Origin of the sequence: Streptomyces sp. AK08-02, from assembly GCF_033795085.1 — a bacterium.
GTDB classification, from domain to species: Bacteria; Actinomycetota; Actinomycetes; order Streptomycetales; family Streptomycetaceae; genus Streptomyces; species Streptomyces echiniscabiei.
In genome coordinates this window covers 1-15,828 of the sequence record NZ_JARAZV010000009.1, presented here as the reverse complement: position 1 = coordinate 15,828, position 15,828 = coordinate 1, and the positions used below count along the sequence as shown (strand labels likewise).

Here is a 15,828-nt window from a genome sequence, read left to right as displayed (position 1 = left end):
GTCACCGCTCTCCGTCCGCCGCTGTGCTCGGCGTCGGCGCGGCGCCGATACTGCCGAGGGAACCGATCCAGGCGCGGACGGCCGCCGCTGTGGTGGGGGTGTGTTCCCGCATGAACGAGAAGTGGTCGCCGGGGACGTCGACCCGGGTGTGCGGCAGCGGCCAGGAGGTGCGCCACTCGCCCGGGGCCGCGTCCGCCGCCATCGCGGGCGTCGGCCGGGTGGCCCGGACCAGCAGAGTGGGGGTGGTGACCGGCTCCGGCTCCCAGTCCTGGAACATCCGGGTGTACGCGCCCAGCGCGGCCACCCCGGTGTCCTCGTCCCCCGTGAACCGGGTGCCGCCCAGGAGCGGTGCGATCACGGCGGGCAGGGACAGCAGCCACGCCTTGTCGCTGTTGCCGCCGTTGACCAGGTACGTGTCGAGCAGCACCTGTCCGACGGGCGGGTTCCCCATGGCTTCGAGCCGCCGGGTCAGCGCATGGGCGACCGCGCCTCCGGTGCTCACGCCGACGATCACGAAGGGCCGGTCGCCGACGTGCGCTCGCACCGTCTCCGCGTGTGTCCGGGCGAGCGTGTCCCGGTCGGCCGGCACGGCAGGGCCCGCCCCGATGCCGGGGTGCGGGAGTTCGAGAACCTCCAGTTCACCCTGGAAGTGGGCGTGGAATCCGGCGAATTCACCACCGGGGGCGGCGAAGGGCGGGTGGAAGCCGTTGAGGAAGACGAGTACCGGGCCGGCCTGGGCACCGTCGGCGCGCCGCAGCGGGGGCAGGGCGTGCTCCCGGCAGGCTTCGGGGCCGAAGGTCGGCAGCGCCCAGGAAGCGGTGACCAGCATGTGCATCGCCGCGACCACCTGCCCGGCCTCGCAGACCCGCCGGTAGAGCGAGGAGAGCGTCTGCGCGGGCCGGTCCCCGGCGGAAGCACGTTCCGGCTCCGGTGCGACGTCGGGCAGGTCGTCTGCGACATCGGGCAGGTCGTCCAGTAGGCCGAGTACATGACGGGCCAGATCCTGGGCCGTCGGGTGCTCGAACACCACGGCGGCGGACAGCCTCAGCCGCAGGGCCATGCTCAGCCGGTTGCGGACCTGGACCGCCATCAGGGAGTCGAAGCCCAGCTCGGCGAAGGACCTGCCGGCCGGCAGCGCGTCGGCGTCCGGGTAGCCGAGAACCGTGGCCACGTCGGCGCGCATCAACTCCGCCAGGGCGTCTTCCCGCCGGCCGGCGGCCAGCCCGGCCAGCACCTTGCGCCAGGCGCCCGGCTCCCAGAACTGCTCCGCGCCGGGCGAGGAGCTGTCACCGGCACCCCCCCGGTCCCGGCGGCCGGCCTGCGGGGCGGCACGAGCCCGCGCAGCGGCGCCGGCAGGAGTCCTTGTGCGGCCCCGAGCGCCGCCCGGTCCAGCAGTACCGGCGCCAGCACGGGTTCGCCCGCGCGCAGCGCCGCGTCGAAGAGGGCCAGGCCCTGCTCCACGGAGAGCGCCCGGAGCACCTCACCGGCCGACCGGTGCGGGACCCTTCCGACCCCATCGGTCCCCCCGGCCATCCCGGCCCCGTGGTCCCAGGGTCCCCAGGCCAAGGACACTGCGGGCAGCCCCAGTTGGGATCGGTGTCGGGCCAGGGCGTCCAGGAAGGCGTTCGCCGCCGCGTAGTTGCCCTGCCCGGCGCGGCCCAGTAGACCGGACACCGAGGAGAACAGGACGAACGCCGACAGGTCCAGGTCCCGGGTCAGCTCGTGCAGGTGCCAGGCCGCGTCAACCTTCGGCCGCAGGACGGCCGCCATCCGCCCGGGTGTCAGCGCGGCGAGGACACCGTCGTCCAGCACCCCCGCCGCATGCACCACGGCGGTCAGCGCGGGCGAGCACTCCTTGATCACCTCGGCCAGCGCGGCGCGGTCGGCCGTGTCACAGGCCACGATCCGTACCTCGGCGCCCAACTTCTCCAGCATGGCTCGCAGTTCCCCGGCATTCGGCGCCTGGGGCCCCTGTCGGCCGGTGAGCAGCAGGTGGCGTACGCCATGGGCGGTCACGAGATGGCGGGCGACCTCCGTGCCGAGCGCGCCGGTTCCGCCGGTGATCAGGACCGTGCCGTCGGGCTCGAAGCCGCCGCTCCCGGCGGTGGGTTCACCGGCGGCGACCAGTCGCGGGACCGTCAAGTGACCGTTCCGTACGGAGAGTTGGCCCTCGTCGCTCGCCGCCGCAGTGGGGAGCAGCGCCAGTGACTCCGGCCGCCCGTCCACATCGACGAGGACGACACGTCCGGGCAGCTCCGTCTGCGCGGCACGCACCAGCCCCCACACGGCGGCCCCGGCCGGATCCGGCGCGGAGGCGGTCGCGTTCCGTGTCAGCACGACCAGACGGGAGCCCGCCGTCCGAGGGTCGTCCTGCCAGTCCTGGAGGGTACGCAGCACCCTGCCGGTCAGCCGGTGCACGGCGGCGAGCGGATCGGTATCCGCCCACGGACCGCCGTCGACGGCGGTGACGACCACGGTGTCCGGTTCGGGTGCGTCGGTTCCCACCAGGCCGGGGAGTGCCCCGCGCAGGTCCAGCCCGTCCGGGCCGACCAGCGCCCAGCCTCCGCCGGTCACGGGCCGCCGCTCGCCGCGCGGCTCCTCGACGCCGGTCCACTCGGGGCGCAACAGGGCCCGGCGCACGGTGTCGGCCGTCGATTCGACCGTCTCGGTGGGGAGTTCACGCGTGGTCATGGATTCCACGTGAGCCACCGGGCGCCCCGACAGGTCGGTCAGGGTGAGGGTGACCGAGTCCGTCCCGCTCGGGGCGATCCGTACGCGCACCTCCGACGCGCCCGTCGCGTACAGCCGTACGCCGCTCCACGCGAACGGCACCCGGACCGTGCCGGAGCCAGGAACCGGGCCCGTCAGCAGCGGGGCGTGCAGGGCCGCGTCCAGCAGCGCCGGATGGATCCCGAACCGGTCGGCGTGTTCCGACTCCGCCTCGGGCAGGCGGACGTCCGCGAACACCTCCTCGCCGCGCCGCCAGAGCGCCCGTACGCCCCGGAATGCCGGGCCGTAGCAGAGGCCGGCCTCCGCGAGGCCGCTGTACGCTTCGGCGAGGTCGACCTCGGTCGCGTCCCGCGGCGGCCACACCGCCGGTTCCGTCTCGGGCCGGGTGGTGTCCGTGCGGCCCAGGATGCCTGTGGCGTGCCGGGTCCAGCCGGGCCCGGGGCCGTCGGCGGCGGGCCGGGTGTGGATGTCGACCGGGCGCCCGCCGGAGTCGTCCGTCGGGCCCACGACGACCTGGACGTGAACGCCCGTGGCCCGGGGCAGGACCAGCGGCGCCAGGACCACGAGTTCACCGAGCGTGCCGAAGCCGACCTCGTCACCCGCCCGTACGGCCATCTCCACGAGCCCTGTCGCGGGGACCAGGACCCGGCCGCCGATCACATGGTCGGCGAGCCACGGGTGAGTGGTGGTGGAGAGCAAGCCGGAGAACACCGTCCGGCCGGTGTCCGGCACGGTGAACGCCGGTCCCAGCAGCGGGTGTTGGTGCGGGTCCGTGGTGGCGAGGGGAGCGCTCGGCGCGGCCAGCCAGTACCGCCGGCGTTGGAAGGCGTATGTCGGCAGATCCTCCAGGTGCGGTGCATCGCTGCCCGCGAACACGGCGGACCAGTCGACAGGCGTTCCGCGTACATGGAGGCGGGCCACGGCGGTCGACAGGCTCTTCGGTTCGGGATCGCCGCCACGAACGGCGGCGACGCACACGGGGGCGTGGCCCTGTCCGTCCGGGCCGCTCAGACAGTCCTCGGCGGCGGCGGTGAGCGCCGCCCCCGGGCCGATCTCCAGGAACCCCGACACCCCGTCGTCCCCGAGCCACCGCACGGCGTCGGCGAACCGCACCGGCAGCCGGGCGTGCCGCACCCAGTACTCCGGCGAACACAGTTCTCCGGCCTCGGCCGGGCGGCCCGACACGGCCGAGACGACCGGGATCCGTGGCGGTCGGAACGTCAGCCCCTCGGCGACCCGGCGGAAGTCGTCGAGCATCGGTTCCACGAGCGGCGAGTGGAAGGCGTGAGCGACCCGCAGCCGAACGGTCCTGCGACCTCGCGCCTCGAATCCGGCCGCCAGGGCCAGCACCGCGTCCTCCGCTCCCGAAATCACCACCGCGCGTGGGCCGTTGATCGAGGCGATCGTCACCTGTCCGTCGAACGCGGGGAGTTGCGCGAGTACCTCCTCCTCCGTCGCGTGCAGCGCCACCATCGCCCCACCGCCCGGCAGGGCGTGCATCAACCGACCCCGGGCCGCGACGAGTTCCGCCGCGTCGGCCAGGTCCAGCACCCCGGCGACATGGGCGGCCGCCAGTTCCCCCACGGAGTGCCCGGCCAGGAAGTCGGGGCGCACGCCCCAGGAGTCCAACAGTCGGAACAGCGCCACCTCGAAGGCGAACAGACCGGCCTGGGTGTAGTCCGTACGGTCGAGAAGGGCGGCCTCCGGCGTGCCCGGCATCGCGGACAGCACCAGGTCCAGAGGGTGCTCCAGACGGCCGTCCAGGGCCCGGCAGACCTCCTCGAACGCCGAGTCGAAGGCGGTGAAGGCCGCGCGTGACTCCGCACCCATGCGGGCAAGTTGAGAGCCCTGGCCGGTGAACAGGAAGGCCGTGCGGACGCCGGGACCGGCGACGGCGCGATCCGTTCCCCTCCGGTCGGCGAGCGCGTCGAGGGCGGTCAGCATCCGCGCCCGGTCGTCGGCCGCGACCATCGCCCGGTGGGCGAGCGGGGACCTCGACACGGCCAGGGTGACCCCGACGTCGGTGGGCGACAGGTCGGGCCGGGACGCCAGATGGACGGCGACACGCCGGGCCTGGGAGCGCAGGGCGGCCTCGTCGGCGCCGGACAGCAGCCAGGGCGCCGGAACCTGTGTACCGCGCGGTCCGGTGTCGGGTTGCCGAGGGGGCTCCTCCAGGATCACATGGGCGTTGGTCCCGCTGATGCCGAACGCGGACACCCCGGCCCGGCGTGGCCGGGAGTCCGTCACCGGCCAGGGGCGGGACTCGGCCAGCAGCTCCACCCGGCCTGCCGACCAGTCGACGTGGGGGCTGGGTTCCCGCGCGTACAGCGAGCGCGGGAGCCGCTCGTGGCGCATGGCCTGCACCATTTTGATGACCCCGGCGACACCGGCGGCGGCCTGGGTGTGCCCGAGGTTGGACTTGACCGAGCCGAGCCACAGCGGCGGCTGGTCCTCGGCCCGCCCCTGTCCATAGGTGGCCAGCAGGGCGTTCGCCTCGACGGGGTCGCCCAGCGCGGTGCCCGTACCGTGCGCCTCCACCACGTCCACCTCGGCGGCGCCGAGCCCGGCGTCGGTCAACGCGCGGGTGATCAGGCGTTGTTGGGCCTGCCCGTTCGGCGCCGTCAGGCCGTTGGACGCGCCGTCGGAGTTGACTGCCGAACCGCGCAGCACCGCCAGGACGGGGTGACCGTTGCGGCGGGCGTCGGACAACCGCTCCAGCAGCACGAGGCCCACGCCCTCCCCCCAGCCGGTGCCGTCCGCCGAGGCCGAGAACGACTTGCAGCGGCCGTCGGGCGACAGGGCGCGGTGCCGGCTGAAAGCCGCGAACGCCTTGGGCGTCGCCATCACGGTGACACCCCCGGCCAACGCCAGAGAACACTCGCCGGAGCGCAGCGCCCGCGCCGCCCAGTGCAGAGCCACCAACGAGGACGAGCACGCGGTGTCGAGCGTGATCGACGGCCCACGCAGGCCGTACACGTAACTGATCCGGCCGGAGGCCACACTGCCCGCCGATCCCAGGGCCAGATGGGCCTCCAGCTCGTGCCTGTCCAGGCGCGTGGAGTAGTCGCCGTGCATCACGCCGACGAACACACCCGTGTCGCTCTCGCGCAGCGCCGCCTGGGAGATGCCCGCCCGCTCCCAGACCTCCCACGAGGTCTCCAGCAGCAGCCGCTGCTGCGGGTCCATGGCCAGCGCCTCCCGTGGCGAGATCCCGAACAGGGCCGCGTCGAACTCGGCGGCCCGGTGCAGGAATCCGCCGCTGCGGGTGTACGACGTGCCGACCCGGTCCGGGTCCGGGTCGTAGAGGGCGGCCAGGTCCCAGCCCCGGTCGGTGGGGAAGCCCGAGACCGCGTCCCGGCCCTGCGCCACCAGGTCCCACAGATCCTCGGGGGAGTACACGTCCCCGGGATACCGGCAGCCCATGGCGACGATCACCACAGGATCGTCCGCCTCCGTTACGGAGTGGGGGTGCGGCACGGGTACGGGCGCCGGGGTGAAGAGGATGTCGTGCACGTGCCGGGCCAGGGCGTCCGGCGTGGGATGGTCGAAGACCAGCGTCGACGGGAGCCGCAGCCCGGTCGCCTCGCCGAGCCGCTCGATCAGCGTGACGGCTCCCTCGGACGTCAGCCCGAGATCGGTGAACGGGCGGTCGGCGTCGAGCTCTTCGTACGATCCGTCGCCGCACACCGAGGACGTCTGCGCGAGAACCGCCTCGCGCAGGGCGCGTTCCCTCCCGTCCGGCGGGAGAGCGAGCAGGCGTCGGCGCAGGGCACCGCCGGTCGAGGTCGGGAAGGCTGGGCGGACCTCGGACACCGGTCGGGCCAGGTCCGGCAGGACCGCGTGGCGGGTGATCTTGCCGGACGCCGTACGCGGGACGGCCGCGATCTCGTGGATCTCGGCGGGCAGCTTGTACGCGGCCAACCGCTGACGGCACTCGGCCAGTATCCGCCGAGGGTCGAACCCGTCCGGTTCCGGAACGACGTACGCCACCGGCACCTCGCCGAGGACGTCGTGCGGCCTGCCCACCACCACCGCGTCCCGCACGCCGGGGCAGTGCAGCAGGACCTGCTCGATCTCGGTGGGGTGCATGTTCTCCCCGCCCCGGATGATCAGCTCGCTGACCCGGCCGGTGAGGGCGAGATGCCCGTGCGCGACGCGACGCCCCAGGTCGCCGGTGCGGTACCAGCCGTCCCGCAGCGCGGACGCCGTCGCCTCGGGCCGGCGGTGATAGCCGGTCATCAGACTCGGCCCACGCGCCCAGATCTCGCCCTCGTCACCGTCCGCGACGTCGTCGCCGGAGCCCGGATCGACCAGCCGTACGTCCATCCCCGGGACCGGCAGCCCACAGGAACCGTCGACCCTCGGGCCGTCCGGCCGGTTCACCGCGATCATCCCGCAGGTCTCGGTACTGCCGTACGCGTCGAGCAGCGGCGCCCCCAGCAGCTCCTCCACCGCCCGTCGCAGGTCCGGCGCACTCGGGGCGCCCGCCACGACGCATGTCCGCAGCGCGGGCACGGGCGCGGTGTCCCCGGCCGCCGACGCCACCAGCTGGTGGTACACGGCGGGCACCCCGGCCAGGACGGTGTAGGAGCCGCCCAGGGACGCGCGAGGCGTGTGCAGCTCCCTCAACAGGCCTCCGGGAGAAAGGAGTTCGCCGGTGATCCGCGCGCTCGCGCCGACCGCGGTGACCCCCAGGATCGCCAGCGAGTGCCCGAAGCTGTGGAACAGCGGGAGCGGCCAGAGCAGCCGGTCCTCGGGGGAGAGCCCGAAGAGCGGCGCGTAGCAGGCCGCCACCGACCACAGGGCCGCGCGCTGCGTGGACAGCACACCCTTGGGCCGATGGGTGGTGCCGGAGGTGTAGAGCATCCAGGCCGTCTCGTCGAGCCCGAGGTCGTCGCGGGGCGGCACGGCGGGCTCCGCCCCGGCCGCCTCCTCGAAGAGGACCGTGCCGACGGGGGCGTCCGACGGCACGGGACCGTTGCCGGTGAGCAGGACGCGCGTACGGTGGCTCAGGCGCCCCGCGCTGTTCAGGCGGGCCAGGTGGGCGCGGTCGGTGACGACGGCCGATGCTCCGCTGTCCTCCAGTAAATGGACCAGTTCGGCTTCCGAGGACCGGGGGTTGAGGGGCACACCGACCGCACCCGCCCGGACACCGGCGAGCACGCTCTCCACCATCTCCACACGGTTGCCCAGCAGGATCGCGACCCGGTCCCCGCGCCGCACACCCGCCCCCGCGAGATACGCGGCCAGCCGACCGGTGCGCCGCTCCAACTCCGCGTAGGTGACGTCCCGTTCGTCGTCGGCGTACGCCACCCGCGACGGCGACCTCTCGGCGTGCGCCCTCAGCAGTTCGGGCAGCGGCCGGATCAGCTCGTCGCGCGTCATGTACCCGCCCCTCCGGCGCGTGGCGGCGCACGGCCGTTGTCAATTCCCTTGCAGAGCAACGGTATTGATCGTAAAGGCAGGTCGGCCGGATGATCGGATGTTTCGGCGACCGGCGTTGCGCCGTGTCTGCCCGTGCCAGCAGTGGGCGTTCTCCCGCATCACCCGCCGTCTTGCTGCCCCTTGCCGCGTCATCCGGTCACTGGATCGTCCACGCCTGGTTGGACTGGTTCAGTGCCATCCACTGGTCGATGGCGGCACCGTTGGCCGTCGAGCCGGCGCCGACCTCCAGGACCTGCTTGGTCTCGAAGTTGCGGATGAGGTATCCGCCGCTGGTCGGCTCGAAGTACCAGAGCTGGTTGTTGCCGCCGTTGTAGGAGTACTGCTGAAGATTGGTCCCGCTGTAGTGGGTTGCGGCGTTGATGTCGAGGGCCTTGCCGCTGTTCCTGTTGACGATCTTGTAGAGCTGGCCGCTGACCTGGACGATGTTCCACTGCTGGTTGGTGCCGCTGTTGGCCGGCCACTGGACGACGCTCGCGCTGTCGGCGGTGGAGGCCTGGTAGACGTCGGCCAGCTGGCCGCTGTTGACGTTCTTGATGGTGTAGTACGTCGACGGGTTGACGTTCGGCGTGCCGGTCGCGTCCTCCAGTGCACCGCCGGCCTGCTGCACGCCCCTTCGGGCCGTCAGCTCACCGTGCCGCAGAAGGGCCGGCGGATTCCGGCCCCGGATCAGCTCTCCTGCACCGCCGACTTCGCCTGGCCCGTCCGCTGGTGGATCGTCGGTTCTGAGGGGAAGCCGCCCCGGGAGTCGTCCCGGTACGAGCGGGCCCGGGTCGCCGGCCTCGCTCTGCAGAACGCGATCCGTGCCGCCCTCACCGCCCCGCCCGACGTACCGGACGAAGCGTCGGCCGCGACGTCGGCCGCACCGCACGCCGTCGACCATCCGGGCCGGGACGCCGCTCTGACTCCGGCGCAGCGGGCCGCTGCCATCCAGGCCCACCAGGAGGCCGTGATGCCGCAGGAGTATCTGGAGGGCCGTACGACGGACCCCGCGACGTGGGTGACCTCGCCGCAGAACCTTGCCCGTATCGCCGCGATCACCTACGCGGCAGAGGCCCGCGGCCGCACGGTCGAAGAGCGGGCGGACCAGACGAGGCAGGCAGGCCAGGCGCAGCAGGCCCCGGCGGCCGACCCGGGCAGTCCGCAGCAGCGGCCCCCACGGCGCAGCCGGACCAGGGCAGGGGAGCGGGAGGACCAGGCCGCTGAGGGAGACCGGAGCCCGCCCGGCGGAACGGACGGCGAAGTCGTCGGGCCGGCTGCCGGGACGCGGCCGGCACCCACGTCCGGGAGGCGGCGGGGACGGGCGAGGGTGCGGGGGAGTGACCCGCCGAAGCATGGAGGCCCGCATGGTCGACCCGATCCCGCCGTACCTCACGCCGGAGCAACTGAAGCACCTTCAGCGGCTTGCCGACGCGTCCCGGCTGCGCGTGGCGCTGTATGCGTCTCCGGAGCCGCCGCCGGTCCGGCGCCGCTCGCCGCAGTACCCCGGTGGCCGATCGAACCCGTGGTGGTCCGTGCGCCTGCGCCGACGGCGCCAGCGGTGAGTGCGGGGCATCCCGGCATCCGGTGCGCGCACCGACGATGTCGTGCGCTCGCCGTGCACCGCGCCGCGAACATCGGGTGCGCACGGCCGGCCGCGCCGCGCGCACCGGCCCGCGCGTCGACGATGTCGTGCACTCCGCCCCGACCTGCCAGTGCGCACCGCGATGTCCGCGAGAGTGCCCGGCACTCCCTGGTGCGCATGCGCTGAGTGACGGTGCACGGGCCGGTGCCGCCGGTGCGCACCCCTTGTCCAAAGGTGCCGCGCCGAATGCGCACCCCTTGTCGAGTGGGGAATCAACCCTTGTCGGGGTCGCAATCGGCGACGGTCTTCCTGGACCACGTTCACTACCGCCCGGATCATCCCTTTTTGTGTGCGCGATCCTGTGCACCGAGGGGAGAACTCTCCCTCCCGCGCCCGCTCTTGGCCCTCCACGCTGGGTGAGCTGGTGCACGGTGCGGTGCGCTCTCCCGAACGGCGGTGCGCGCGCCGCGCGGGAGGGACCTGCCTTGTGCGCACCGGACCGGGAGGGAACCGCACCGGTGCGCGCCGCTGGTGGGGGAGTGCGTTGCGTCGTGCACGACTCATCGCGCCGCGCGCCCGTTGGGTGCCGCGCTGTGTGTGGGCGGTGCGCGGTTGTACGGGCTGGTCAAGGCCGGAATTCCAGTCGGGCAGAAGCGTTTTGCCGCCAACGATCAGTAATCAACCCACCGTGTGGAGTGGTTCCGGCTACAGGTGTGCTGGGACGTGCATACGACGGGGAGGGCTGGTCGGTGGTTCTGACGATGAACGTGGCGGTGCTGCTGGCGGTCATCATCGTCTTGCGGCTGGGGCGGCGTACGCAGGCCCGCAGCCGCAACGACGAGAAGCTGACCGTCGTCATCGTGCTGGTCTTCGGCGTGCTGATCGCCCCTACCGCGTTCGGCCAGACTGTCTTCGATGTGGTCGGCCAACTTGCGCAGGGCGTGACCCAGTCGGGCAGCCCCTGAGCTCTGTGCCCTTCCCGACCTCGCCGCCCCGAGGCGGCGGCGGTGTGGCATCGGCCACAGACGAACCATCTGGTCAAGGGGTGGTCAAGGGTCATAACGGACACCGAGCGCCTGGGTGGCCAGGTCACGGACAAGGCGTGATCCCGCAGGGTGGCACCTGTCCCGCACGCACCGGATGCGCGCGGGACGGACGAACAGCCGCCCACCCCGGCCCAGGTGCCGGAGAACTGCGAGGACACGGTGCCCACACTGCCGATGCCCGGTCCTGCTGCCGCTTCCCGCCGCGCCCGTCCGGGATCGGGGAGCTCCGTCAGCCGCCAGGACCCCACCGCCCGGTCCGGCCGCGCGCGCCGTCCTGGGGGCTGGGCAAGCCCTCGTGAGCTCCTGCCGCCTGCGCTTGCGGTCCCCTGCCGATGCCACTTCCGTGCCCGACACCCGCCAACTCCGCATCTCCCCAGCTCACCACAGCTTTCCGGGATGGTGCCGGACCGTCACAACCCTCTTCTCTCCCCTATTGCCTGAGTTGGTTGTCGGTGGTGGGGGAGAGCATCGGGTCCGGGGGCCCGGTGCCCTCTGCGGCCGGGGGCCGGCGCCCGGCTGGTGGCCGGACGCGGACGACGGGAGGGCGGGCCTGATGACGGGCAAGCGCAAGGCGAACGAGGCGGGATCGTCGAACGGCCTGCGCGCAGATGTGCTGTGCGTGCTCGGGGTGCTCAAAGTCGCGACCGCCGACCAGATCCAGCGGCTGGCCTCACCGCACCTGACCTACCGGCACACCTTGAAGAAGACGGCGGCCGTACGGAAGGAAGCGCGCACCGCTTCCCACCGTGGCGCGGCGAACGACCTGCGGCGGCACGGACTGTCCGTCGACGGTGGCCGTACCCGGGGCGGGGAAGAAGTCCGGCTGCTCACCGCGGCCGGGCTGGCCGCCGCCGCGATCGACCTGGACCGTGAGCCGGAAGAGATGGGCGGCATGCCCAAGAGCGCGGGCCGCTCCGGCGCCTCCCACCCGATGACGGTGAACGAGGCGGTGATCGCGCTGATCCGCCCGGTGCCCGACCTCGGCCTGGTCGCGGGGGAGCCGGCCGAAGCGGTCGCTGCCGCGCAGGCCGCCGTCGACGCGCCCAAGGGGATCGGCACCATCACCTCCTATGCCACCGAGGTCGCGCTCCCGGTGAAGGGCACCTGGAAGAACCCCGCGATCGGCAGCGCCCGCGCCGATGTCGTCGTGGTCGCTCCGGGCGACGGTGTGCCGCTGCTGTTCCTCGAGGTCGACAACTGCACCGAGGAAGCCGTCCTGATCGCCGCGAAGTTCGACAAGTACATGCGGTTTTTCAAGAGGAGGGAGAAGGACACAGACGGCATCGAGAAGCCGATGTGGCGCACACGCTGGTCCGCACCCGCCTGGGAGGGATACGAGCGGGTGCACCCGCCGGTCCTGCTCGTCTTCCACCAGCTCGGCAAGCGGTCCACCAAGAGCCAGATACAGAAGGTCGCCGACCTCACCCGCGACCACTGGCAAGGCCGATGGCACCGCGAGGAAGGCTTCCACTCCTACGACGGCTGCATCCCGGTCGTGGCGACCACGCTGGAGCTGCTGCGCGAACACGGCCCGGCCGGGCCCGCGTTCTGGCGCTTCGTGCGCGACCGCCGCGAGCCGCTGCTGGACGCGATCGGCAACCCCCGCCGAGAGGCCGCCCTCGCCCGGCGCCGCCAGGCCCATCAGGAACAGGAACGGCGGCGCGAGGAACAGGAAGCTGCGGAACGGGAAGCCCGGCGCCCCGTCTGCACGTACTGCGGGCAGAAGTTCAGCGACGACCGGTGGACAGCGGTCGACGTACGGGACCGGAGTCAGCCTCGCGAGTCGCACCCGTACCTGTGCGAGCACTGCCGGAGCCGGGCCGTCGCAGCCGAGCGGCAGGCCGAAGCCGACGAACGCGAGCGTCAGGAACAGGAGCGCTTTCGCCAGGAGGTGGAAGCCGAGCAGGCCTCGCGGAAGGCCAGCGGCTGGCTCGGACGCTGGCGGCCCTGACCGGGCAAGCCCTGGCGCCGGTTCGCCGTTGTCGGCGTTATTCGGGGAAGTCTCGTGAGTGACCGTCATCGCACCGGATGTCGTCACAAACAATTCGCAGAGGTACCTCGAACCCACCTTTGCGTGAGAACGGGTTCTGCGAACCGAACCGGCCCTTCGCGGTCACCGGAGCGTCCGGTTTTGATCTTGCTCGGGCAAAGGGTCGTTTGTGGGAGCGGTTCTGATCGGTGTTTGTCGCGGGACTGCCGTGGACCTGGTGGACTGTTCGGTCGTGTGCCCGTTTCCGGGCCGGGTGACTTCGACGTGGTCTCGGGTGCCCCAGCGGTCCACGCGGTGGCAGGTGGCCATCGCGTAGAAGTACATGGGGCGCAGGATCAGCGCCCGCCAGGCGGAGGCGAGAGGAGCGAGAGCGAAGAGAAGGAGGGCCTGGCGCAGGCGCATGTCGGTGCGGTGGACGGTGAACAGGCGCAGGGCCATGAGGTAACTCATGGTGGTGCCGATGACGATGCTGGCGGTGACGAGTGTGCCGGTGTGGCCGCGCAGGTCGGGGTCGGCGAGGATGACTGCGGGGACGGCGATGCCGAGCGTGATGTGGACGTATTCGGCGATGGTGGACCAGAAGACGATGCCGGTCAGAGGCATGTAGCGAAGCCACCACAGGTGGCGGACGGTGGTGCCGCGCATCCAGCGCATCTGCTGGCGCATGTAGTGGGACCAGCGTTCGGGGGCGAGGGTGAAGACGAGCGACGAGGGCTGGTGGACGGTGTCGCCGGCCAGGAGCCCGTAGAAGGTGAGCATGGAGTCGTCGTTCATCTGCATCGGCCGGCCCCGGAACGTCTCGTGTTCGTAGACGCCCGCCGCGTTGCGCACGACGTGGGCCCGGTAGAAGGCCAGAGTGCCTGAGTTGATGGTGACCCGGCCCAGGACGGACTGGGCGGAGCGCAGGCCGCGGGTGAAGGGAAGGTAGAGCAGGTTGATCATCCGGGTCAGGGCGTTGGCGTCGTGGTTGAGGACGACGACCTGACCGGCGACGGAGGTGACCTTCGGGTCGGCGAACGGCTTCAGGCCCTCCGCGATCGCCTCGGGGTCGAGGATCGAATCGCTGTCGAGGGTGACGAAGACATCGGCATCGTCGGTGGCCAGGACATGCATCTGGGCATGCCGCTTGCCCCGGTTGACCGTGCGGTCCCAGGTCACCTCCACCCCTCGGGCCGCGGTGCGCTCGAAGAGCTCGGCGCGGACGTCGTCATACGTCATCGGTGTGCCGTCGTCGTGGACGGAGCCGTCGTCGACGATCCGGATCCTGTTCACCGTCCGGGTCTGCACGAGCAGGGAGTGCAGACAGCCCCGCAGCACGTCCGGGTCCTCGTTGTAGACCGGGACCTGCACGGTGACCTTCAGCCGGTCCAGCGCCGCCTGAGCCTGCGGGGGCGCGGTGCGGGGCCGCTCCAGCCAGGACAGCGGCACCCACCACAGCAGCAGGAACGACACCAGCCACGGCAGCACCATCCCCTGGCTCCCGCTCGCCAGCGCGGCGACCGTGCTGTAGACGTGCGCCACACCCCAGGCCAGAAGGGCCGTCAGCGGAACAGCGCCCAACAGAAGGACACCGAAGGACGAGGTGTGCCATGCGCGCGGGAGCGGGGCCACGCCCGGCCACCGCCTGGGCACGCCGTCCACGCGAAGAGCCGCGTCGGTGGATACCTGTCCGCGGCCGGAGGTCCGGGTGGGCGGGGTCACTGTTCGACCGGGCCCTTGCCGCGCCGGAACGAGATCCTGACCAAGACGGCCCCCACCAGCACCGCAACCACGCTGACGGCCACCAACCACACCTGACCCGTCGCCAGGCCGGTGGCGGCCAGAACGCTTCCGGGACCCACGATCGATCCATAGGGCATGACGTCTCCTCAGAGAAACAAGAAATGCGGAATGCCCTTTATATATTCAGTACCGCCGAAATTGGATCATCTGTGTCTTTTCATCGCACGCTAGGGCGGCGCCTTCCACAAGGCGCAGGCGGTCCACTTCGCCGACTGACAGGTGGAAGTCGCCCACCCCACCCCGGCCGGGAACCTGGTGCCCGACGGCGTGGTGCTCCTGGCCAATGGCACCAGTGCGTTTGTGGAGATCGACCGCACCATGTCCTATGCCCGCCTGGTCGCCAAGCTGGAGCGCTACGACGCCTACCGCAACGCGCCCGCGTCCGGGCGCGGGAACGCTGACGCTCGGAGGGGGGCTTGTTGGTGTGCACGACGGCGGCTGGCCTGGTGTGTTGTTGGTTTGCTGAGAAGCTGGAGGGAGTGGCTTATGGAGGGTGGTTAGGGGCTTGAGCTGGAGTTGTTGGTGGTGTGTTGAGGAGAGTTGGGCTTGTTGTAGGTATCGGTAGGGTCAAAAGGTTCGGCGAGTGTTTGGGCTGCTCAGGGGCTTTTTGTCTGGTCGGGGGCGGTGTTGTGCTGGTGCGGGTTTCCTGATCGGTTGTGCATGGTCGGTGGGTGCGCGTACGGATCAGGGGAGGCCGGGGTGCGGTGAGAGCTGCAGGTTGGGCTGGGTGCGGGGGAGTTGCGTTCGCTGCAGGGCTGGTTGCGTGCGGATCCTGTGGCGCGCCGGTCTGTTGTAGTGGGGGCGTGGGGTGGTGTGCCGGGGCCGGGGGAGATGGGCACGGTCCTGGATGTGCTTGAGCTGGTGACGGGCAATGGGTGGAGCGCGGCGTCGTTCGTGCTGGCGGTCACGGCGTGGCGGCAGAGCCGACCGCAGCGGCCGCGGGTGGAGATCCGGCGCGGGGAGACGGTCATCGTCCTTGTGGAGGGTTCTGAGGAGGAGATCGCGCGGGCGGTTCGGGTGCTTGAGGCCGTCGGCGGCGGTGAGGGCGGGGATCGATGAGTGTGCTGCCCGATCCGGGGGCCTCAAGGGCTGTGCTGGTGGGCACGAGCCGGTATGAGTATCTGGAGCAGTTGCCGGCTGTCTCGCAGAACGTGCAGGCCTTGGCTGGTTTGCTGTGCGGGCCGTTGTCGTTGCAGTTGCCTGCCCGGCATGTGACGGTCGTGGAGAATCCAGTTGCTGCGCAGGTGGTGGTGGGCGAGGTGCGGCAGGCGGCC

The 15,828-nt window shown here is 71.9% G+C and carries 10 protein-coding genes and 1 pseudogene; 6 read left to right on the top strand and 5 right to left on the bottom strand.

The annotated features are described in order from the left end of the window. Window position 1: 1 nt before the first annotated feature. The 3 genes from PV734_RS19405 to PV734_RS19395 all read right to left on the bottom strand — a co-directional run bounded on the left by PV734_RS19405 (window position 2) and on the right by PV734_RS19395 (window position 8,782). Window positions 2–1,183: a thioesterase domain-containing protein gene (locus PV734_RS19405; RefSeq protein ID WP_319290550.1), complete on the bottom strand. Its 1,182-nt coding sequence runs from the start codon at window positions 1,181–1,183 to the stop codon at window positions 2–4. Further along, entirely contained in the window at window positions 1,183–8,115 is a 6,933-nt protein-coding gene (locus PV734_RS19400) for an SDR family NAD(P)-dependent oxidoreductase (RefSeq protein ID WP_319290548.1), read from the bottom strand. The genes PV734_RS19405 and PV734_RS19400 overlap by 1 nt, the downstream gene beginning before the upstream one ends. A gap of 196 nt (window positions 8,116–8,311) precedes the next feature. Next, window positions 8,312–8,782 (bottom strand): RICIN domain-containing protein, encoded by a 471-nt coding sequence (locus PV734_RS19395; protein ID WP_319290546.1) that lies wholly within the window; start codon window positions 8,780–8,782, stop codon window positions 8,312–8,314. A gap of 709 nt (window positions 8,783–9,491) precedes the next feature. Between PV734_RS19395 and PV734_RS19390 the strand changes: the two genes are divergently transcribed. The 3 genes from PV734_RS19390 to PV734_RS19380 all read left to right on the top strand — a co-directional run bounded on the left by PV734_RS19390 (window position 9,492) and on the right by PV734_RS19380 (window position 12,733). After that, complete coding sequence (locus tag PV734_RS19390; protein ID WP_319290544.1) at window positions 9,492–9,716, top strand: hypothetical protein; 225 nt, start codon at window positions 9,492–9,494, stop codon at window positions 9,714–9,716. A 769-nt stretch (window positions 9,717–10,485) separates the two neighbouring features. Then, window positions 10,486–10,701 carry a hypothetical protein gene (locus tag PV734_RS19385; protein WP_319097442.1) on the top strand — a complete coding sequence of 72 codons (216 nt, stop codon included), beginning with the start codon at window positions 10,486–10,488 and terminating at the stop codon, window positions 10,699–10,701. A 634-nt stretch (window positions 10,702–11,335) separates the two neighbouring features. Beyond that, complete coding sequence (locus PV734_RS19380) at window positions 11,336–12,733, top strand: replication-relaxation family protein (RefSeq protein ID WP_319290542.1); 1,398 nt, start codon at window positions 11,336–11,338, stop codon at window positions 12,731–12,733. A gap of 162 nt (window positions 12,734–12,895) precedes the next feature. Here PV734_RS19380 and PV734_RS19375 read toward each other — a convergent pair whose 3' ends face one another. Both PV734_RS19375 and PV734_RS19370 read right to left on the bottom strand, forming a co-directional pair. Further along, window positions 12,896–14,383 (bottom strand): glycosyltransferase family 2 protein, encoded by a 1,488-nt coding sequence (locus tag PV734_RS19375; RefSeq protein WP_319290541.1) that lies wholly within the window; start codon window positions 14,381–14,383, stop codon window positions 12,896–12,898. An 86-nt stretch (window positions 14,384–14,469) separates the two neighbouring features. Beyond that, complete coding sequence (locus PV734_RS19370) at window positions 14,470–14,631, bottom strand: hypothetical protein (protein WP_319097438.1); 162 nt, start codon at window positions 14,629–14,631, stop codon at window positions 14,470–14,472. A gap of 142 nt (window positions 14,632–14,773) precedes the next feature. Between PV734_RS19370 and PV734_RS19365 the strand changes: the two genes are divergently transcribed. The 3 genes and pseudogenes from PV734_RS19365 to PV734_RS19355 all read left to right on the top strand — a co-directional run. Next, window positions 14,774–15,055: a replication-relaxation family protein gene (locus tag PV734_RS19365; RefSeq protein ID WP_319097437.1), complete on the top strand. Its 282-nt coding sequence runs from the start codon at window positions 14,774–14,776 to the stop codon at window positions 15,053–15,055. Between the two features lie 237 nt (window positions 15,056–15,292). Beyond that, window positions 15,293–15,613: an effector-associated constant component EACC1 gene (locus PV734_RS19360; protein ID WP_319097436.1), complete on the top strand. Its 321-nt coding sequence runs from the start codon at window positions 15,293–15,295 to the stop codon at window positions 15,611–15,613. Next, window positions 15,610–15,828: pseudogene (locus PV734_RS19355) on the top strand (caspase family protein); the annotation flags it as partial. The gene PV734_RS19360 and the pseudogene PV734_RS19355, both read left to right, overlap by 4 nt.